Source organism: Bradyrhizobium sp. WSM4874 (genome assembly GCF_055811835.1).
Window position 1 is genome coordinate 166200 of the sequence record NZ_JBVVPR010000011.1, and the last position, 19066, is coordinate 185265.

At 63.8% G+C, this 19066-nt stretch carries 19 protein-coding genes; 7 read left to right on the plus strand and 12 right to left on the minus strand.

The features are described from left to right. Position 1 precedes the first annotated feature (1 nt). The 10 genes from AC0L3P_RS14510 to pqqA all read right to left on the minus strand — a co-directional run bounded on the left by AC0L3P_RS14510 (position 2) and on the right by pqqA (position 10005). The gene (locus AC0L3P_RS14510; RefSeq protein WP_275169264.1) at positions 2-1057 is read right to left on the minus strand and encodes a 2-oxoacid:ferredoxin oxidoreductase subunit beta; all 1056 of its coding nucleotides are present in this window, start codon (positions 1055-1057) and stop codon (positions 2-4) included. Further along, entirely contained in the window at positions 1054-2901 is a 1848-nt protein-coding gene (locus tag AC0L3P_RS14515; protein ID WP_473302292.1) for a 2-oxoacid:acceptor oxidoreductase subunit alpha, read from the minus strand. The genes AC0L3P_RS14510 and AC0L3P_RS14515 overlap by 4 nt, the downstream gene beginning before the upstream one ends. Then, positions 2871-4670 carry an FAD-dependent oxidoreductase gene (locus AC0L3P_RS14520; protein ID WP_473302293.1) on the minus strand — a complete coding sequence of 600 codons (1800 nt, stop codon included), beginning with the start codon at positions 4668-4670 and terminating at the stop codon, positions 2871-2873. The genes AC0L3P_RS14515 and AC0L3P_RS14520 overlap by 31 nt, the downstream gene beginning before the upstream one ends. Before the next feature lie 236 nt (positions 4671-4906). Next, a complete protein-coding gene (locus AC0L3P_RS14525; protein ID WP_473302294.1) occupies positions 4907-5584 on the minus strand; it encodes a hypothetical protein in 678 nt (225 codons plus the stop codon). 15 nt (positions 5585-5599) lie between these two features. After that, positions 5600-6586: a prolyl aminopeptidase gene (gene pip, locus AC0L3P_RS14530; RefSeq protein WP_473302295.1), complete on the minus strand. Its 987-nt coding sequence runs from the start codon at positions 6584-6586 to the stop codon at positions 5600-5602. Continuing rightward, positions 6576-7775: a pyrroloquinoline quinone biosynthesis protein PqqE gene (pqqE, locus tag AC0L3P_RS14535; protein WP_473302296.1), complete on the minus strand. Its 1200-nt coding sequence runs from the start codon at positions 7773-7775 to the stop codon at positions 6576-6578. Before pqqE ends, pip begins: the two co-directional genes overlap by 11 nt. Next, the gene (pqqD, locus tag AC0L3P_RS14540; RefSeq protein ID WP_275169259.1) at positions 7772-8083 is read right to left on the minus strand and encodes a pyrroloquinoline quinone biosynthesis peptide chaperone PqqD; all 312 of its coding nucleotides are present in this window, start codon (positions 8081-8083) and stop codon (positions 7772-7774) included. Before pqqD ends, pqqE begins: the two co-directional genes overlap by 4 nt. A 6-nt stretch (positions 8084-8089) precedes the next feature. After that, complete coding sequence (gene pqqC / locus AC0L3P_RS14545) at positions 8090-8881, minus strand: pyrroloquinoline-quinone synthase PqqC (protein WP_275169257.1); 792 nt, start codon at positions 8879-8881, stop codon at positions 8090-8092. Beyond that, positions 8878-9807, minus strand: a complete 930-nt coding sequence (gene pqqB, locus AC0L3P_RS14550; protein WP_473302297.1) for a pyrroloquinoline quinone biosynthesis protein PqqB — start codon at positions 9805-9807, stop codon at positions 8878-8880. The genes pqqC and pqqB overlap by 4 nt, the downstream gene beginning before the upstream one ends. A 117-nt stretch (positions 9808-9924) precedes the next feature. Then, complete coding sequence (gene pqqA / locus AC0L3P_RS14555) at positions 9925-10005, minus strand: pyrroloquinoline quinone precursor peptide PqqA (protein WP_007595659.1); 81 nt, start codon at positions 10003-10005, stop codon at positions 9925-9927. 249 nt (positions 10006-10254) lie between these two features. On the opposite strand from pqqA, the gene AC0L3P_RS14560 reads away from it, so the two are divergent. The 6 genes from AC0L3P_RS14560 to AC0L3P_RS14585 all read left to right on the plus strand — a co-directional run bounded on the left by AC0L3P_RS14560 (position 10255) and on the right by AC0L3P_RS14585 (position 14674). Continuing rightward, positions 10255-10512 (plus strand): DUF6894 family protein, encoded by a 258-nt coding sequence (locus AC0L3P_RS14560; RefSeq protein WP_007595657.1) that lies wholly within the window; start codon positions 10255-10257, stop codon positions 10510-10512. A gap of 202 nt (positions 10513-10714) precedes the next feature. Beyond that, positions 10715-12115, plus strand: coding sequence for an amidase family protein (locus AC0L3P_RS14565; protein WP_473302298.1), 1401 nt, complete (start codon positions 10715-10717; stop codon positions 12113-12115). Between the two features lie 2 nt (positions 12116-12117). Further along, the gene (locus AC0L3P_RS14570; RefSeq protein WP_275169252.1) at positions 12118-12594 is read left to right on the plus strand and encodes a glutathione peroxidase; all 477 of its coding nucleotides are present in this window, start codon (positions 12118-12120) and stop codon (positions 12592-12594) included. Next, a complete protein-coding gene (locus AC0L3P_RS14575; RefSeq protein ID WP_018318553.1) occupies positions 12591-12848 on the plus strand; it encodes a DUF3297 family protein in 258 nt (85 codons plus the stop codon). The genes AC0L3P_RS14570 and AC0L3P_RS14575 overlap by 4 nt, the downstream gene beginning before the upstream one ends. 146 nt (positions 12849-12994) lie before the next feature. Beyond that, entirely contained in the window at positions 12995-14164 is a 1170-nt protein-coding gene (gene tarD, locus AC0L3P_RS14580; RefSeq protein ID WP_473302299.1) for a D(-)-tartrate dehydratase, read from the plus strand. A gap of 222 nt (positions 14165-14386) precedes the next feature. Further along, positions 14387-14674 carry a GIY-YIG nuclease family protein gene (locus tag AC0L3P_RS14585; RefSeq protein WP_275169248.1) on the plus strand — a complete coding sequence of 96 codons (288 nt, stop codon included), beginning with the start codon at positions 14387-14389 and terminating at the stop codon, positions 14672-14674. Positions 14675-15014: 340 nt separating this feature from the next. On the opposite strand, the gene AC0L3P_RS14590 is transcribed toward AC0L3P_RS14585, so the two are convergent. Beyond that, positions 15015-16367, minus strand: a complete 1353-nt coding sequence (locus tag AC0L3P_RS14590; RefSeq protein ID WP_473302300.1) for a malonyl-CoA decarboxylase — start codon at positions 16365-16367, stop codon at positions 15015-15017. A gap of 294 nt (positions 16368-16661) precedes the next feature. After that, complete coding sequence (locus tag AC0L3P_RS14595) at positions 16662-17459, minus strand: AraC family transcriptional regulator (protein ID WP_354205126.1); 798 nt, start codon at positions 17457-17459, stop codon at positions 16662-16664. A 59-nt stretch (positions 17460-17518) separates the two neighbouring features. Between AC0L3P_RS14595 and AC0L3P_RS14600 the strand changes: the two genes are divergently transcribed. Further along, a complete protein-coding gene (locus tag AC0L3P_RS14600) occupies positions 17519-18691 on the plus strand; it encodes an MFS transporter (protein WP_473302301.1) in 1173 nt (390 codons plus the stop codon). The last annotated feature ends 375 nt before the right edge of the window (positions 18692-19066 follow it).

Consider the following 19066-nt stretch of genomic DNA (forward strand, 5'->3'; position numbering starts at 1 on the left):
ATCACCGCAGGCTGGCGTTGAACTTGTCAAGCATCGCCGAGCCCGGGCAGAGCGTGTCCGCTTCCAGCGTATTGAGCGGCGTTTCGACCGTGTTGAGATGCTCGTGCAGATCTTCCGCGTCGGGATCGACATAGAGCAGGCCGGTGACGATCTGTCCCTTTGCGGCGTGCTTTTGCAGGAAGGTCTGGGCGCCGAGCCGGTCGTGCGGATCGTAGTCGGCGTCGATCTTGCGCAGCGCGATCCTGCTGCCGTCATGCTGCTCGACCATTTGCACCGTGCCCGGTGCGTAATCCACCGCAATCGGATCGCGGCCGACCAGCACGTCGAGCCGGTTCACCGCGTCATTGTGCTCGCGGACATAGTCGAAGCTCTTGGTCGAGCCGGCGTGGTTGTTGAAGGCGATGCAGGGGCTGATGACGTCGATGAACGACGCGCCCTTGTGGCCGATCGCGGCCGCGATCAGCGGCACGAGCTGGGTCTTGTCGCCGGAGAACGAGCGCGCGACGAAGGTGGCGCCCAGCTGCAGCGCGATGGCGACGAGGTCGATGGCGTTGTCCGTGTTGGTGACGCCCTTCTTGGACTTCGAGCCGCGGTCGGCCGTCGCCGAGAACTGGCCCTTGGTCAGACCGTAAACGCCGTTGTTCTCGACGATGTAGGTCATGTTGACGCCGCGCCGGATCGAATGCGCGAACTGGCCGAAGCCGATCGAGGCGGAATCGCCGTCGCCGGAGACGCCGAGATAGATCAGGTCGCGATTGGCGAGGTTGGCGCCGGTCAGCACGCTGGGCATGCGGCCGTGCACGGAGTTGAAGCCGTGCGAATTGCCGAGGAAATAATCGGGTGTCTTCGACGAGCAGCCGATGCCCGAGATCTTGGCGACCCGGTGCGGCTCGATCGAAAGCTCGTAGCAGGCCTCGATGATCGATGCCGTGATCGAGTCATGGCCGCAGCCGGCGCACAGCGTCGAGATCTTGCCTTCGTAGTCGCGATGGGTGTAGCCGAGCTCGTTCTTCTTCAGCCCGGGATGGTGGAATTTCGGCTTTGCGATGTAGGTCATGACACGGCCTTGCGGAGCGGGGTCACCTTGAGGTGATCCTGGTGGTCGCCAATGGCTTTTGCGATGAAGCGGGCGGTGATCGGCGAGCCGTCGTAGTGTACGATCGGCACCAGCCGTACCGGGTCGATGCCGTTCTCGTTGACGATGAGCTGGCGCAGCTGACTGTCGCGGTTCTGCTCGACGACGTAGACGAAATCGTGCTCGGCGAGGAAGCTCGCCACGCTGGAGTGGAACGGGAAGGCGCGGATGCGCAGGCGATCGAGCTGATGCCCGCGCGCTTCCAGCAATCCGATCGCCTCGTCCATTGCCGGCGTGGTCGAGCCGAAATAGATCACGCCGTATTTGGTCGGCCGTTCCGCATTGGCCTGGAGCGGCCGCGGCACCAGATCCTGCGCGGTCTCGAACTTGCGCATGAGCCGCTGCATGTTGTCGGCGTAGACCGAGCCTTCCTCGGAGTAGCGCGCATAGCGATCACGCGAGGTGCCGCGGGTGAAATAGGAGCCCTTGGTCGGATGCGTGCCGGGATAGGTTCGGTAGGGAATGCCGTCGCCGTCGACGTCGAGGTAGCGGCCGAAGTCGCGGCCTTCCTCCAGCATCTCCGCGGTCATCACCTTGCCGCGGTCATATTGCTTGGAATCGTCCCATTTCAGCGGACGGCAGAGCCGGTGGTTCATGCCGATGTCGAGGTCGAGCATCAGGAAGATGGTGGTCTGGAGCCGCTCGGCGAGATCGAAGGCCGCGGCCGCGAACTCGAACGCCTCGGCGGGATCCTCAGGGAACAGCAGCACATGCTTGGTGTCGCCATGCGAAGCATAGGCGCAGGCGATGATGTCGCATTGCTGGGTGCGGGTCGGCATGCCGGTCGAGGGACCGGCGCGCTGGATGTTCATGATCACGGCCGGGATTTCGGCGAAATATGACAGGCCGATGAACTCGGTCATCAACGAGATGCCAGGGCCGGAGGTCGCGGTGAAGGCGCGCGCGCCGTTCCAGGAGGCGCCGATCACGATGCCGATCGAAGCCAGCTCGTCCTCGCCCTGCACGATGGCGTATTTCGCCTTGCCGGTCTCGGGATCGTGCCGGTACTTCTTGCAGTGAGCGGTGAAAGCCTCCGCCACGGACGAGGACGGCGTAATAGGATACCAGGCGCACACCGTGGCGCCGCCATAGACGGCACCGAGCGCGGCGGCGCTGTTGCCCTCGATGAAGATGCGGTCGCCGACCTTGTCGGACTTCTTCACCCGCAGCCCGGTCGGGCATTTCAGGTTTTGCAGCGCCCAGTCGCGGCCGAGATGCAGCGCGTGGACGTTGGACGACAGGAGCTTCTCCTTGCCCTTGTATTGCTCGCCGATCAGCTGCTCGATCAGCTTCGGGTCCATGTCGAGCAAAGCCGAGAGCGCGCCGAGATAGATGATGTTCTTGAACAGCTGGCGCTGGCGCGGATCGGTGTAAGTCGAGTTGGTGATCGCGGTCAGGGGGACGCCGATCACGGTGATGTCGTCGCGGAATTTCGTCGACGGCATCGGCTTGGTGGAATCGTAGAACAGATAGCCACCGGGCTCGATGCCGGCGACGTCCTTGTCCCAGGTCTGCGGGTTCATGGCGACCATCATGTCGACGCCGCCGCGCGCGCCGAGATGGCCGTCTTCGGTCACCCGCACCTCGTACCAGGTCGGCAGTCCCTGGATATTGGAGGGGAAGATGTTGCGCGGGCTCACCGGAACGCCATGGCGCAGGATCGCGCGCGCAAACATCTCGTTGGCGCTGGCCGAGCCCGATCCGTTGACGTTGGCGAAGCGGACGACGAAGTCGTTTACGCTGCTGATCGGCTTTTTGTCGGACATGCTGAACCTGCGTGAGTCATCTCGATCAAATATTTTTGCATGTCCCAGGCGCCGGTGGGACAGCGCTCGGCACACAGCCCGCAATGCAGGCAGACATCCTCGTCCTTGATCATCACGCGCCCGGTCTTGAGATCGCTGGACACATAGAGATCCTGGTCCGGATGCAGCGAGGGCGCTTTCAGGCGCTGACGGAGATCGCCTTCCTCGCCATTGTCCGTGAAGGTGATGCAATCCATCGGACAAATGTCGACGCAGGCGTCGCACTCGATGCAGAGCGAGGTCGAGAACACGGTCTGGACATCGCAGTTCAGGCAGCGATGGGCTTCGCCAAGCGCGAGCTTGACGTCGTAGCCCAGCTCGACCTCGGTGCGGATGTCCTTCAGCGCGATCACCTTGTCGCGATGCGGCACCTTGTAGCGCTTGTCGTTGGAGATGTCGTTGTCATAGCTCCATTCGTGGATGCCCATCTTCTGCGAGGAGACGTGCACCTCCGGCAATGGCCGCTCGGTGACGTCCTCGCCCGAGAGCATTTTGTGGATCGACAGCGCGGCATCATGGCCCTGCGCCACCGCCCAGATGATGTTCTTCGGCCCGAACGCGGCGTCGCCGCCGAAGAACACTTTCGGATTGGTCGAGACGAAGGTTTGCGGATCGACCTTGGGCATGTGCCATTTGTCGAACTCGATGCCGCAGTCCTGCTCAATCCAGGGGAAGGCGTTCTCCTGGCCGACCGCGACCAGCACGTCGTCGCATTCGATGGTCTGGTCCGGCTCGCCCGAGGGCACGAGGTTGCGGCGGCCCTTGGCGTCGTATTCGGCCTTCACCTTCTGGAAGGTGATGCCGGTGAGCTTGCCGTTGTCGTGGACGAAGGCTGTGGGCACGAGGAAGTTGAGGATCGGGATGTCCTCGTGGAGCGCGTCTTCCTTCTCCCAGGGCGAGGCCTTCATCTCCTCGAAGCCGGAGCGCACGACGACCTTCACCTCTTCGCCGCCGAGGCGGCGCGCGGTGCGGCAGCAATCCATCGCGGTGTTGCCGCCGCCGAGCACGATGACGCGCTTGCCGATCTTGTCGGTATGGCCGAACGAGACCGAGGACAGCCAGTCGATGCCGATATGGACGTTGGCGGCTGCTTCCTTGCGTCCGGGAATGTCGAGCTCGCGGCCGCGCGGCGCGCCGGAGCCGACGAAGATCGCGTCGTACTTCTCCGCGAGCAGCGCCTTCATGCTTTCGATGCGGTGGCCGCCCTTGAAGTCGACGCCGAGACCCAGGATGTAGCCGGTCTCCTCGTCGATGACTGAATCCGGGAGGCGGAATTTCGGGATCTGCGAGCGCATCATGCCGCCGGCTCGGGGATCACCGTCGAACACGGTGCAGTGATAGCCGAGCGGAGCGAGATCGCGCGCCACCGTCAGCGAAGCGGGACCGCCGCCGACGAATGCAACGCGCTTGCCGTTCTTGGCCGAGGGCCGCGGCAGGCGTTGCGTGATGTCGTCCTTGAAGTCGGCGGCGACGCGCTTCAGGCGGCAGATCGCGACCGGCGTCTCCTCGACGCGTCCGCGGCGGCACGCCGGCTCGCATGGACGATCGCAGGTGCGTCCCAGAATTCCGGGAAACACGTTCGATTTCCAATTGATCATATAGGCGTCGCTGTAGCGGCCTTGGGCGATCAGTCGGATGTATTCGGGAACGGGAGTGTGCGCAGGACAGGCCCATTGGCAATCGACCACTTTGTGAAAGTAGTCGGGGGCCGCAATATCGGTCGGTTTCATTCCTACCCTGTCCGCGCAGGCTCAAAGACCCCGCGGCCTTTTCTTGAGCTTGGCGAACGCTAACGCGCGGCGATCTGGTTTCTGAATGACGTCATTGGGTTAGCTTATTAGAACCGTTCCGAAGTACAACGGCAAATTTGGGGGATCACCGGCTTTCATGGGAGCCCAGCGCGCACAGCATTAACGGCCGCGCGCGGTATGTGGCGGTGCAGCATGTTGCGATGCGTCCGATGGGCCTAGTTGCGCGCGATGTCGCTCTTCGAGAGGTCCCACATCAGGCCGTAGGTGCCGACCGACACGGGAAGCGGGAATGGCGAGGCGGCAGGGCCGGTGAAGCGCGCGGCGATCACGGCCGAGACTGCGCCGACATGCGTGCCGTCGATCAGCACGAACCAGTCGCGCGCGCCTTCGTTGCGCACCGCCGGAATGTCCGCGGTCGCGCCCGACAATTCCGGCTCGCTTTCGAGCAGATGCATCGAGATAATGCCGTCGTGCTTTTCCGGCGTCAGCCTGTCTTGCAGTGCGTCACGCCATGCGACTGCATTGTCCGACGTCGGCCGCAGCCGCACGAGGCCGAGCGCCGCGCCCCGGCCGGTACCGTTGCTGATCGTGATGCGCGCGACGACCCGCAGCATGTCCTTGAAATGCGCCATGCTCCGTCGCGACCATTCGGTCTGGTTGGCGAGCCGCGCCCGGTAGGCGGGACTGTCGAGCACGTCGAGTGTCGCAGTCGAATACAGCGAGAGATATTTGGGATTGGCGGCGTGCGCGACATAGCGCCGCGCCTCCAGAAAACCCTCGATCGCAACGCGCTCTTCCAGATGCTCGCGATCGTACCAGCGATTGAAATCGGCTTCATCTGAAACGTCGACGTTCATCGACGTCAGCAGCATGCCTTTCCCGACGAGCGGCATTTTCTTGTTGTCCTACTATCGCGAAATCTTCGAAGCGATGTCCGCGATCGACTTCATGACCGCGTCCCGCACGCCGGTATCATAGAGCGAATGGCCGGCTTCTTCCACGATACGAATCTCGGAACCCGGCCACGCTTTCGCGAGCGCCTGCGATGTCCCGGGAGGACACAACAGATCGTAGCGGCCCTGGACGATGATGCCGGGAATGCCGTCGAGCTTGCCGGCGTTCCGCAACAACTGGTTCTCCGTCATGAAGCTGTCCTGCACGAAATAATGCGCTTCCATGAACGGCGTCGCCGGCAATGTGCGCCAGACGTTCAGCGACGCCAGGTCGATCCGCGTCTTTGCCGCCTTGTGCTCCGACAAGGCGCGCTCGGTGTCGTGCCATGCGCGCGAGGCCGGGCCATGCACGGCCGGATCGGCATCGAGGATGCGGCGATAGTAGGCTTCCACCGGCCGCGCGCGCTCCTCGAGCGCCAGCACGCTGAGAAAATCTTCGTAGAGCGCGGGGTAGAATTGCGAGAGGCGCGAGGTGAAGGCGATCTCGACTTCAGCACGCGTGCCGAGAAACGTCGCGCGCAGCGCAATTCCGGAGACGCGCTCGGGATGCGCCTGCGCATAAGCCAGCGCCAGCGTCGCGCCCCAGGACCCCCCGACCACGATCCAGCGCGCGACGCCGAATTTCTCGCGGATCTTTTCCATGTCCGCGATCAGATGCTGCGTGGTGTTGTGCTGGCGCGATCCCTTCGGCCGGCTGCGGCCGCAGCCGCGCTGGTCGAACAGCACGGCATGGAAACGGTCAGGATCAAACAGCCGGCGATGGTCGGGCTGGCAACCGCTGCCGGGGCCGCCATGCAGATAGACCGCGGGGATTCCGTCGGTGCGGCCGACGCTCTCGACATAAAGCTCGTGGCCGTCGCCGACGTCGAGCATTTCGGAGGTCAGCGGCGCAAAGGGATCGGCGCGCTTGACTGAGCTGGCCGCGTCGGCGTCAGGCATCATTCCCGGATTCCAGAGTGCCGCCGGCGAAATTGCGATAGACGAAGCGGTTGGTATCGCCCTCGGCCTCGCGCTCGGCCTGCTTGAAGATGGCCTCGTGCAGCGGCGATAGCGCACAGGCCGGATCGGTGTTGGCGGCGTCACCGGTCAGCGCAAAGGCCTGGCAGCGACAGCCGCCGAAATCGATCTCGCGGAATTCGCAACTCTTGCACGGCTCCTTCATCCAGCCGGTGCCGCGATAGCGGTTGAAGGCGTCCGAGTTCTGCCAGATCCAGGCGATCGAATGGTTGGAGCGTACCGATTCGAAGTCGAGCCCGGTGATGCTCTCGGCGGCGTGGCAGGGCAGCACCTTGCCGGCCGGCGAAATGTTGAAGAACTGCCGGCCCCAGCCGCCCATGCACTTCTTCGGCCGCAGCGCGTAATAATCGGGCACGACATAGTCGATCGTGAGCCGGCCCTTCAGCCGCTCGCGCGCCTCCTCGACGATGCGGGTGCACTCGTCGAGCTGCGCCACTGTCGGCATCAAGGCGGCGCGGTTCTTCAGTGCCCAGCCGTAATATTGCACATTGGCAACCTCGAGCCGGTCGGCGTCGAGATCGATCGACATCTGGATGATCTCAGGCAGCTGGTGCAGGTTCTGCCGGTGCATCACCGCGTTCACGGTGAGCGGCAGGTCGAGCTCGCGGGTCCATTTTGCCACTTCGAGCTTCTTGCGGTGGCCGTTTTTGTAACCGCCAACGCGATCGGCCAAGCTCTCTTCGACGCCCTGGAAGCTGATCTGGACGTGGCAGAGCCCGGCATCGGCCAGCTCGCTCAACCGTTCGCGCGTCAGCAGCACGGCCGAGGTGATGAGGTTGGTGTAGAGGCCGACGTCGCTGGCGTGCTTGACCAGCTCGACCAGGTCCTTGCGCGCGGTCGGTTCGCCGCCGGAGAAATGCACCTGGAGCACGCCGATCTCGGCGAGCTCGCTCAGGACTTTCTTCCATTCCTCGGTGGTCAGCTCCTTGCCCGAGCGGTCGAGCTCGACCGGGTTGGAGCAATAGGGACATTGCAGCGGGCAGCGATGGGTGATCTCGAGCAGCACGGCGAGTGGAATGCCGAACGTCTCTGCCGTCGAGCGGCTCTTCTCCAGCACCGCGAGACTGTCGCTGGCGTCGGGCGGGATGGTGGGATTGCCGAGCACATCGCTCATGACGTCTTCTCCCGGGCCTCCGTGAGAAAGCCCTTGTCGGCGAGATCCTGCAGCATGACGATGACGTCGGCCAGGATCGCCTCGCGTGGCGCGGCGTATTTTGCCGCGAGCTGGTCGGAAACCTCGCCGACATTGCGCTCGCCGTCGCAGAGCTGCAAGACCTCGACCGCGATCTCGTCCGGCGCCAGCACGCGTTCGGGCGCCAGGATCACCCAGACCTTTCGCGTCTCGTCATATTTCAGCTTGGCGTGCCGCGGCAGCACCGGCCGGCTGGTCTCGCTGACGCTGATGTGACGCGGCCCGGCCATTGTTCCTCAGCTCGCTTTTTGGTGTTCTTGGGGCACGAACGCGCCCGGCGGAATGTGGCCCTCGACATAGGCGTGTTGGAGCGCGTCGAGCTGCACCCAGAGCACGCTGGTCTTGAAGATCAGCGCGTTGCAGACGGAGGCGCGTTGCTCGGGCGTGGTGGCATGCGCCTTGACATAGTCGAGCGCAAAGCCGGCGTCCCGCGGCGCCTGCGCCAACCGGCGCTTGAAGTAGCTCATGATGTCAGGATTGACGAAGTCGTAGTGCTCCAGCATTCCGGCAATGCGCTCTTCGTGCAGGTTCGGCGCGAACAATTCGGTGAGCGAGGAGGCGATCGCCTCCAGCGGCGACTTCTCGCGGCAATAGTGCACATAGGCTTCCACCGCAAAGCGCGTCGCTGGCAGGATGCCTTCGGTTGATTCCACGTAGGCCGTGTCCAGCCCGAGGCCGTCGGTCAGCTTCAGCCAGCGTTCGATACCGCCTTCGGAGCCGATATCGCCGTCATGGTCCTCGATGCGGTGGCGCCATTCCAGCCGCGTGGCGCGGTCGCGGAAGCGCGAGATCACCACCGCGTCCTTGATCGGGATGGTGCTCTGGTAATAGTAGCGATTCAGCGCCCAGGCCTGGACCTGGCCTTTGTTGAGCTTGCCGCCGTGCAGCATCTTATGGAACGGATGCAGGCTGTGATAGCGCGTCGCCCCGATATGGCGCAGCGTCGCCTCCAGCTCCTCGGCCGAGTTAAGTCTGATGTCCTTGCCGATCGAGAGCGCGGTCATTCCAGTCAGTGACGCGGCATTCACAGCACGATCTCCGTTCCGTCGGCGGGTATCTGCCAGCCCGCCGCTTCAGCGGCCTTGCGCTCGGGTGACGCGGGCAGCAGCGCCGGGTTCGAGTTATTGATATGCAGAAATATCTTCCTGTCGAGTGTGAGGTCGGCGAGCCGTGCGATGGCGCCGTGGTCGCCGGACATCGCGACATGGCCCATGCTCTTGCCGGTCTTGTGGCCGAGCCCGGCCCTGATCATCTCGTCGTCCCGCCACACCGTGCCGTCAAAGAACACCAGCGCGGCGCCGTCGATCTCGGCCTTGAGCGCGTCGGTGACCTCGGCGCAGGCGGCGATGAAGTAGAAGCATTTGCCGGTCGCTTTGTCGGTGATCTTCAGCCCCAGCGTATCGCCATCGCCGGTGTCGCCGCCCGGATGCGCCTTGCCTTCCAGGTACCAGGCCGATTTGCCCGAGACCACGAAGGGCAGCACCTCAAGTCCTGAGCGCGCCCCGTCCGGCAGCCGCGGCTCGAACGGCTCATTGATGCCGATCGGCAGGCGCTGCACGTTCTTATCGTTCAGCACGTTGAAGATGCTGTTGGCCTTCAGGATCGCCAGCACCTTCTCATGCGCATAGACCGTGAAGGGCGAGCCCTCGCGCATCGACAGCAGGCCTGCCACCGCGTCCACTTCGCTGTTGGTCAGGATCACGCCTGCGATCGGCGTATGGCGCAGCGCGCCTGCCTTCGGATGCAACTGTGGCGTGGCATTCAATTGCTGGCGGAGGTCGGGGGAGGCGTTGATCAGGAACCAGTTCTCGCCGTCGCCGCTGAAGGCGACCGAGGCTTGGGTCCGTTGCAGCTCTTGGCCGTTTTCACGGGCCGTCCGGCAGCCCTCGCAGCCGCAATTCCATTGCGGCACTCCGCCGCCGGCTGCGGCGCCCAGGACGACGACGCGAAGCATGATCCGTCTCCTGGAAGGAACGCTGCGAGGTGGATCTCAGGCCAACACAGTTTCCGTCGTTCGGAAACCTGCCGTGACCGAAAGACCCACCTGCGCTGAACGCAGATCGCCAGCCACTTACTTGCGGGTGGCGCTCACATACATGTTGATTTCCATGCCACAGGGCACTTCGACGATCTTCGGGGCTTTCCAGGCCATTTTGGCTCTCCATTTTCGAGAATTCGGACGTATCCGCCCAACCCTTAAGTTAGTGCGGGTGGAAAAGTTCGCCAGTGAAATTTTCCCGAGAAGCCTATGTTGCGGCGCGAAAAATGCTGGCGGAACAATACTTGCTGGTGATGCTGCCTTGCGCTTGGCGCATTCGGTCGCGAACCCTGTCCTGATAAAGCAGTTGTGAGTGCAGTGCAGCTTTCAATCCGGTACAGGCGACCCAACTGGAACTTCGTGATGCCCAGATATTTCTTCAACACCCGTATCGGCAACGAACTGATCGTGGATCCTGAGGGAGAGGATCTGCGCAATCCTGACCGCGCCTGGGAGGTTGCCCGCCAGATGATTCTGGAGGTGCTGCGATCGGAAGGCACCCAGCCGGCCCTGCTTGAAGCCGTCATCGAGGTCACCGACCGCGAAGGCGAGATCGTGCTCGAATTCCCCTTCACCGAGGCATTGCTGGACATCCCGGACCAGTCCGCGACGCGGCATTAGCCCCCGTCTCTCCCCGTCATTGCGAGGAGCCCTTGCGACGAAGCAATCCAGACTGCTTCCGCGGAGGCAGTCTGGATTGCTTCGCTTCGCTCGCAATGACGAGAAGCGTGGCCGGCGCAGCCCCCGCCCTTCGTCCCTGCGAAATCCGCATGGCTTTGCCGCGTTCCCGGGTCTAAAAGACGCTGGTTAAACGGAGCAAGCCATGCAAGATCTCTGGCGCCTGTCGGCGGCCGACCTCGCCAATCTCGTCAAAACCAAAAAGGTCTCCGCCAGGGAGGCCGCGCAGGCCGGCTTGGCCCGGCTCGACGCCGTCAATCCCAGCCTCAACGCCGTGATCGACCACCGGCCGGAGAACGTGCTCAAGCAGGCGGATGCCGTCGATGCCGCCATTGCGCGGGGGGAGGACCCCGGCGTGCTGGCCGGCGTGCCCGTCACCATCAAGGCCAATGTTGACCAGGAGGGCTTTGCCACCACTAACGGCCTCAAGCTCCAGCGCGACCTGATCGCGCGCGAGGACAATCCGGTGGTCGCCAATTTCCGCAAAGCCGGCGCCGTTCTCCTTGGCCGCACCAATTGCCCGGCCTTCTCCTATCGCTGGTTCACCACCAATCTGGTCCACGGCGACACCAAGAACCCCCGCGACGCCTCGCTGACGCCGGGCGGCTCCTCCGGCGGCGCCGGCTCGGCGGTCGCGGCCGGCATCGGCCATATCGCCCATGGCACCGACATTGCGGGCTCGATCCGCTATCCCGCCTATGCCTGCGGCGTGCATGGTCTGCGCCCGACGCTCGGCCGCATCCCGGCCTTCAATCCGGCCCTGCCGGAGCGCCCGATCGGGCCGCAGATCATGGCGGTGTCGGGCCCGCTGGCCCGCACCGTCAACGACATCAGGATTTCGCTCGCGGCGATGTCGGCCCGCGACATCCGCGACCCCTGGTTCGTGCCCGCGCCGCTGGAAGGCCCGGCGCGGCCGAAGCGCGCCGCGCTGTGTCTCAATCCGGACGGCCTGGCCACCGCGCCCGAGGTGAAGGCCGCCGTCATCGACGCCGGCAAGCGGCTCGAACGGGCCGGCTGGACCGTCGAGACAATCGAGAACACCCCGCCGATGCGCGAAGCGGTCGAGTGGCAGATCAAGCTCTGGCTCGGCGACGGCTATGAGGCGCAGCTGGAGATGGCCGAGCGTGAGGGCGATCCCGGCGCGCTGGCGTGCCTGCGCGGCAACCGCGCCAGGGTCACGCCGATGGACCAGGCGAATTACGCCAAGGCATTGACCCGCCGCGCCACGCTGACCCGCGACTGGATGCTGTTCTTCGACACCTATGCCGTGCTGCTGACGCCGGTCTCCGGCGAACTGCCGTTCCCCGATCATCTCGACCGCAAGGACGAGGAGTCCTTCAAACGCGTCTGGGAAGCACAGCTGCCGCAGATCGCCATTCCCTTCATGGGCCTGCCGGGCCTCGTGGTCTCCACCGGCCTCGTCGGCAAGGCGCCGGTCGGCGTGCACATCGTGTCCGGCCGCCATCGCGAGGATCTCTGCCTGCTCGCAGGCGAGGCGATCGAGGCGGGCGGCGTGCCGCCGTCGCCGATCGACCCCGTGGGCTAGCGATGTCGGTGATCTACGACTTCAAGGCCAACTCGCTTCTCGGCGAAGAAGTCGCCCTGCGCAGATTCGAGGGACAGGTGCTGCTGATCGTCAACACCGCGAGCAAATGCGGCTTCACGCCGCAATATCGCGGGCTGGAGGATCTGCATCGCGATCTCAATCCGCGCGGCTTCTCGGTGCTCGGCTTTCCCTGCAACCAGTTCGGTGCGCAGGAGCCTGGACCGGCGAGCGAGATCCAGGCGTTCTGCTCGACCAATTACGACGTCACCTTTCCCCTGTTCGAGAAGATCGACGTCAACGGCAGCAATGCGCATCCGTTGTATGAGTACCTGAAACGCCAGCAATCCGGCCTGCTGGGCGCCTCCATCAAATGGAATTTCACCAAATTCCTGGTGGATCGCGCCGGCAAGGTGGTCGCGCGCCACGCGCCGACCGCCCGGCCCGAAGGATTGCGGCAGCAAATCGAGACCCTGTTATGAGCGAGACAATCATGAGCGACGAATTTCCGGACCGCCTCTCGGTCGATCCGAACAGCCCCTATTACAACGCGGACATCCTGGCGCGCGACGTCGGCATCCGCTTCAAGGGTGTCGAGAAGACCAATGTCGAGGAATACTGCATCAGCGAAGGCTGGGTCCGCGTCACCGCAGGCAACGCCAAGGACCGCCACGGCAACCCGCTGACCATCAAGGTGCACGGCCCGGTCGAGCCGTATTTCAGGGATAAGAAGTAGGAGCCCGCTCTCTCCTCGTCATTGCGAACGCTCTCTTCTCCGTCATTGCGAGCGAAGCGAAGCAATCCAGAATCTTTCCGTGAAGGCAGTCTGGATTGCTTCGTCGCTTCGCTCCTCGCAATGACGAAAGTGAAAGGCCAAACCCCATGTCCGTCCGCATCGTCGACGTCCGCGAGATCACGAAGCCGATCTCTTCGCCGATCCGCAACGCCTATATCGATTTCACCAAGATGACGACGAGCCTGGTTGCGGTCGTCACCGATTTCGTCCGCGACGGCAAGCGCGTCGTCGGCTACGGCTTCAACTCCAACGGCCGCTACGGGCAGGGTGGCCTGATCCGCGAGCGCTTTGCCTCGCGCATCCTGGAGGCCGATCCGAAATCGCTGCTGAACGCGGCCGGCGACAATCTCGACCCCGACAAGGTCTGGGGCGCGATGATGACCAACGAGAAGCCCGGCGGTCATGGCGAGCGCTCCGTCGCGGTCGGCACCATCGACATGGCGGTGTGGGATGCCGTGGCGAAGATCGCGGGACAACCGCTGTTCCGCCTGCTGGCTGAGCGTCATGGCGTCAAACCCAATCCGCGCGTGTTCGTCTACGCCGCCGGCGGCTATTATTATCCGGGCAAGGACCTCTCGATGCTGCGCGGCGAGATGCGCGGCTATCTCGATCGCGGCTACAACGTCGTGAAGATGAAGATCGGCGGCGCCGATATCGAGGACGACCGCACCCGCATCGAGGCGGTGCTGAAGGAGATCGGCAAGGACGCGCAGCTCGCCGTCGACGCCAACGGCCGCTTCGATCTCGAGACCGGGATCGCCTATGCCAAGATGCTGCGGGATTATCCGCTGTTCTGGTACGAGGAGGTCGGCGATCCCCTCGACTACGCGCTGCAGGCAGCCCTCGCCGAATTCTATCCGGGACCGATGGCCACAGGCGAAAACCTGTTCAGCCACCAGGACGCCCGCAATTTGATCCGCTACGGCGGCATGCGGCCTGACCGCGACTGGCTGCAATTCGACTGCGCGCTGTCCTACGGCCTGTGCGAATACCAGCGCACGCTGGAGGTGCTGAAAACTCATGGCTGGTCACCGAGCCGCTGCATCCCCCATGGCGGCCACCAGATGTCGCTCAACATCGCAGCCGGCCTCGGCCTCGGCGGCAACGAGAGCTACCCCGACCTATTCCAGCCCTATGGCGGCTTCCCCGACGGTATCAGCGTCGAGAACGGCCACATCACCATGCCCGATCTCCCGGGCATCGGCTTCGAAGGCAAGTCGGACCTCTACAAGGAGATGAAGGCGCTGGCGGAGTAGGTGGGGCGAGGGGCGCGACGGCCGCGCCACACTCCGTCATTGCGAGCGCAGCGAAGCAATCCAGAATCTTTCCGCGGAGGCAGCCTGGATTGCTTCGTCGCATCCGCGCAAAATTGCTTTGCAATTTTGTCGCGAGATCCTCGCAATGACGATGTCGGCGAAAGTCTCCCAATCAGCTCTTGGTTGTGATATCATGAAAGCTCTCCTCAGCTGAGCACGATCATGAAGCAGCCTTGCGTGTACATGTTCGCCAATCGCCGCAACGGGACGATCTATACAGGCGTCACGTCCAATCCACCGCGCCGCGCGTTCGAGCACCGCGAGGGCTTGGTGAAGGGTTTCTCGTCAAGGTATGGCTGCAAGCTTCTCGTCTGGTACGAGCTGCATGCGACGATGACCGACGCGATCACACGCGAGAAGCAGATCAAGGCCGGCAGCCGGGAAAAGAAGCTTGCGCTGATCGAGAGCGTCAATCCGGATTGGATGGATTTGTACGAGACGCTAATCTGATTGCACCAGGTGCCACCACACACCGCGTCATTGCGAGCGTAGCGAAGCAATCCAGAGTGTTTCCATGGAGGCAGTCTGGATTGCTTCGTCGCAAGAGCTCCTCGCAATGACGGTGGAGAGAGGGGGCCTCTTCGACGGGCGCTTTGGCTGCTGCGGGCGAATTGCTGGGAGTGCGCGAGGTGTCGCCACAATCTCGTCATTGCGAGCGCAGCGAAGCAATCCAGAATCTTTCCGCGGAAGCAGTCTGGATTGCTTCGTCGCAAGAGCTCCTCGCAATGACGGCGAAGAGAGCATCGTCGGCTGCGTTCGCAATGACGATGTGGCGTGAGCCGGACGCCGACTACGACAACCGCATATCCAGCAGCCGCCGCCCTTCGCCCTTCAGCAGCTTCTTCACCGCGCTCGAGGCCACGACCTCGCCGTCATTGGCGTAGGCTTCGTGGTTCTTCTCGATGTCATCGAGGCGGTAGAGGTAGTTGACCATCACGCCGGCGGACTCGCGCACGCCCTTGGGCGAGAGATCCCCTAACCAGTTGATGCGCTCGAGGCGGGCGCCGTTGCCGAGATGGAAGCGCGCGACAGAGTCGATCAGCTTGCCTTTCGGCGTGCGCGCCTTGAGGAAGTAGTGCGCCGCGAGCGGCTCGAGCACGCCGCGTAGCAGCGTGGTGGTCTCGGGGTTCTCGAACCATTTGGGATCGTCGAGCCGCTTCAGCATCTCGCGGTCCTCGTCCGACAGCGGCAGGTCCCTGTCCTGCTTCACCCATGGCATGAAGCCCGGCACCGGCGACAGCGTCACGAAATTGTCGAGCTTGGGCAGTTCGCGGCGCAGCTCCTCCACCACCTGCTTGATCAGGAAGCTGCCGAAGGAGATGCCGCCGAGACCGCGCTGGGTGTTGGAGATCGAGTAGAACACAGCGGTGCGGGCGCGCTCGATCGGGACGGAGGGGCGATCGACCGCGAGCAGCGGCGCGATCGCGCCGGGGATCGTCTCGGTCAGCGCCACCTCGACGAAGATCAGGGGCTCGTCGACCATGGCGGGATGGAAGAAGGCGTAGCAGCGGCGGTCGACCGGATCGATGCGGCGGCGCAGATCGTCCCAGTCGCTGATCTCGTGCACGGCTTCGTAACGGATGATCTTTTCGAGGATGTTGGCCGGGGTCGACCAGTCGATCCTGCGCAGCACGAGAAACCCCCTGTTGAACCATGACGAGAGAAGATGCGAGACATCGCGATCGAGCGCGGCGAGATCGGTGTGCCCGTTCATCATGTCGAGCAGATCGGCGCGCATCTTGACGAGATCGCCGGTGCCGCCGGGCGCGCGATTGAGGCGGCGGATCAGCTCCTGCCGGCGCGGCTCGGAGGCAAAATGAAGGGCGCTGGCATCCTCGTCGGCCGGCTTGGCGCGCCATGTCTCGATCGCCTTGGACAGGCGCTCCCGATCCGGGCCGAAATCGCGCACCAGGGCTTCGAAAAAGGCGCGACGTCCCGCCGCATCCAGGTCCTGGTAGATGTCGAGCACCTCACGCGCCATGGCGGTGCCCGAAGCTTCGCCCCGGCCCGACAGCAGCGCGCCGCAGAGCTCGATGAGCCCATCGGCGTCCGGCTTGGTGTCGGCAGAATCCCCGCGGCGAAGCAGCGTGCGGCCGCGCTCGGAGATGGTGGTGAGCAGGTCGGAGAAGAAGGCGTTGGCCATCGGGGCTTTCGTGTCGGGTTTGTGCGATGCGGGAATCTTACACGGGATTTGGGCGGAAGCCGATCACAATCAAGCGGGGGATTTTGGCAAGTTTAGCGGGGGGTGTGCGATCCAGGATTGCTGTCATGCCCCGCCACGGCGAGGCAATTGCGCATGAAAGTTTGGGGCGCTGCAGCTTCCACATCGTCATGGCCGGGCTTGTCCCGGCCATCCACGACCTTCGTTGGCACCCCAGAGAACGTGGATGCCCGGGACAAGCCCGGGCATGACGACCTCTTGTGAACGTTCGCGGCCCTACCTCCCCGCAAACTCCGTCGGCGTCCGCCCTGTCACCTGGCGAAACGCGGCGGAAAACGCCGGCACGCTGGCATAGCCGAGCTGGGTCGCGAGCTGCTTCACCGACACGTTGGCATCGGTCGACAGCCGCTGGATCGCCGCCGCAATTCTTGCGCGCTGGCACCAGCTCTTGAAGCTCAGCTGCGTCTCAGTGGAAAACAGCCGCGACAGCGTGCGCGCTGATGTTCCGACCTCGCGCGCCAGCGTGTCGATGTCGTGCAGGCCGGTGGGATCGTCGAGCACGATCATGGCCGCGCGCCGGCAGCGCGGCTCGTGCGGCAGCGGCACGAAGGTCGCGGAATCCTCGGCCTGGACCAATTCCAGCATCACCAGGCGAACCAGCAGATCGGTCCGCTCCTCGGTATTGCGCGCGTCGAACAGTGCGAGGATCGCCTGGTTCAGCAGCGGCGACACCCGCACCACGAATTCCTTGGTCAGTCCCTCATGGCGCTGCTCGCGCTTCAGCCAGGACAGGTCGAAATACAGCGTGCGCATCTCGATGTCGGCGAGCAAATCGATGGCGTGCTGGAGCCCGGCCGGCACCCAGACCGCGCGGTCCGGCGGCACCAGCCAGCGCCCTGCCGGCGTCGTCACCTGCATGGTGCCCTTGGCGGCATAGATCAGCTGGGCCTCGCGGTGCATATGCGGAGCGATCCGCATGCCCTTGGGGTAGTCGCGCGCGACCAAATGCACGCCCGCAGGGGAGCGATGGTTGCTTCGGACCGCCCGGAGGATTGGCGTCTCGACGACAGTCATTGGCAGCATCCCGTCATGCCCAAGACATATAACTCATTTCGGAGCAGGAGAGGATTCCCATGAACAGCCCCAGCCGGGTGATCAGTTTCGTCAATGCGGGCCATTTCATCGACCATTACGCGATGCTGATTTTCGCCGCCGCGGTGATCATCATGGGACCGGCGCTCGGCATGGCCTATTCGGAACTCTTGCCTTACGCGACGCCGGGCTTCGTCGCCTTCGGCGCGGGCTCGCTGCTCACCGGCTGGCTCGGCGATCGCTGGAGCCGCCGCCACATGATGCTGATCTTCTTCGTCGGCATCGGCGCCTCCATGATCTCGGTCGGCTTCGTGCAGACCCCGGCGCAGCTCGGCGTGGCGCTGTTCGCGATTGGCATTTTTGCCTCGATCTATCATCCCGTCGGCACTGCCATGATTGTGTCCTACGCTGACAGGCTCGGCCGCGAGATGGGTATCAACGGCGTCTGGGGCAATCTCGGGGTCGCGTCGTCGGCGCTGGTCACCGGCGTGATCGGCCAATATCTCGGCTGGCGCTTCGCCTTCATCGTACCCGGCATCGTCACCATCCTGATCGGCATCGCCTTTGCGATGATGGTCGTGCACGAGGACCGCAAGGGCTCGAAGCAGGCGGCAGCGCAGGCGCGGGTCGCCAAGCAGGACATGTGGCGCGTGATCCTGTCGCTGCTGATCGTGGTGATCGCGATCTCCACCACGTTCAATGCCGTCACCGTGGCGCTGCCAAAGCTGTTCGCGGAGCGGCTTGCCGATCTCACCAAAAGCCCGGCGCTGCTCGGCATCATCGCCGCCTGCGTCTACGTATTCGGCGCGATGACGCAGTACACGATCGGCCGGCTGCTCGACCGCTACTCGCTGAAGACAGTGGCGCTGCCGCTGTCCTTCATGCTGGCGCCGTTTCTGTATCTGGCCGCGAGCCTGTCCAATTTGCCGCTGATCCTGGTTTCGATCGGCATCGTCATGGGCGCGTTCGGGCAGGTCACGGTCAACGATGCCATGGTCGGCAAATACACCAGCGAGGAATGGCGCTCGCGCGCCTATGCCGTGCGCTATTTCATCGGCTTCACCGCGGCCGGCGCCTCGGTCGGCCTGGTCGCCTGGCTCTACGAGCAGGGCGGTTTCGTCACCATGCTGCACGCCTTCGCCGCACTCTGCCTGCTCGCGATCGCAGCCGCGATCATTCTCCCGCGCGAGATCAGGACACCGCAGGCGGTGTGAGGGATCTGCGTGAGGCGCGCGCCCGTTTCAACCGCGTCATTGCGAGAAGCGTAGCGACGAAGCAATCCAGAATCCTTCCGGGGAGGGACTCTGGATTGCTTCCGCCTTCGCTAAAGCTTCGGCGGACAAGTCGCTGCGCTCGCAATGACGGCGGATGTGGCGGCGGCTCGCTTAGTCTGCCGATGATGCCATCATGCCAGTGTTTTGCCCGACGGAGCAAGCAATTTCGGCAAAGACGAAATTCTGGCTTCGGCGCACACAAATTTTTCTCCAGCCTTTTCAACCCCATCTCTACTGTGCATGGGGTTGTTTTCGCGCTTTTTGGTGTTGCCTCCCTAACCACCTGCAAGCGACAGGAACCTGCTGCGCCTGCCG

Bases quoted from the DNA above. Each gene is read 5' to 3' on its own strand.
- AC0L3P_RS14510 (WP_275169264.1), bottom strand. From the start codon at position 1,057: ATGACCTACATCGCAAAGCCGAAATTCCACCATCCCGGGCTGAAGAAG.
- AC0L3P_RS14515 (WP_473302292.1), bottom strand. From the start codon at position 2,901: ATGTCCGACAAAAAGCCGATCAGCAGCGTAAACGACTTCGTCGTCCGC.
- AC0L3P_RS14520 (WP_473302293.1), bottom strand. From the start codon at position 4,670: ATGAAACCGACCGATATTGCGGCCCCCGACTACTTTCACAAAGTGGTC.
- AC0L3P_RS14525 (WP_473302294.1), bottom strand. From the start codon at position 5,584: ATGCCGCTCGTCGGGAAAGGCATGCTGCTGACGTCGATGAACGTCGAC.
- pip (WP_473302295.1), bottom strand. From the start codon at position 6,586: ATGATGCCTGACGCCGACGCGGCCAGCTCAGTCAAGCGCGCCGATCCC.
- pqqE (WP_473302296.1), bottom strand. From the start codon at position 7,775: ATGAGCGATGTGCTCGGCAATCCCACCATCCCGCCCGACGCCAGCGAC.
- pqqD (WP_275169259.1), bottom strand. From the start codon at position 8,083: ATGGCCGGGCCGCGTCACATCAGCGTCAGCGAGACCAGCCGGCCGGTG.
- pqqB (WP_473302297.1), bottom strand. From the start codon at position 9,807: ATGCTTCGCGTCGTCGTCCTGGGCGCCGCAGCCGGCGGCGGAGTGCCG.
- pqqA (WP_007595659.1), bottom strand. From the start codon at position 10,005: ATGGCCTGGAAAGCCCCGAAGATCGTCGAAGTGCCCTGTGGCATGGAA.
- AC0L3P_RS14560 (WP_007595657.1), top strand. From the start codon at position 10,255: ATGCCCAGATATTTCTTCAACACCCGTATCGGCAACGAACTGATCGTG.
- AC0L3P_RS14565 (WP_473302298.1), top strand. From the start codon at position 10,715: ATGCAAGATCTCTGGCGCCTGTCGGCGGCCGACCTCGCCAATCTCGTC.
- AC0L3P_RS14570 (WP_275169252.1), top strand. From the start codon at position 12,118: ATGTCGGTGATCTACGACTTCAAGGCCAACTCGCTTCTCGGCGAAGAA.
- AC0L3P_RS14575 (WP_018318553.1), top strand. From the start codon at position 12,591: ATGAGCGAGACAATCATGAGCGACGAATTTCCGGACCGCCTCTCGGTC.
- tarD (WP_473302299.1), top strand. From the start codon at position 12,995: ATGTCCGTCCGCATCGTCGACGTCCGCGAGATCACGAAGCCGATCTCT.
- AC0L3P_RS14585 (WP_275169248.1), top strand. From the start codon at position 14,387: ATGAAGCAGCCTTGCGTGTACATGTTCGCCAATCGCCGCAACGGGACG.
- AC0L3P_RS14590 (WP_473302300.1), bottom strand. From the start codon at position 16,367: ATGGCCAACGCCTTCTTCTCCGACCTGCTCACCACCATCTCCGAGCGC.
- AC0L3P_RS14595 (WP_354205126.1), bottom strand. From the start codon at position 17,459: ATGACTGTCGTCGAGACGCCAATCCTCCGGGCGGTCCGAAGCAACCAT.
- AC0L3P_RS14600 (WP_473302301.1), top strand. From the start codon at position 17,519: ATGAACAGCCCCAGCCGGGTGATCAGTTTCGTCAATGCGGGCCATTTC.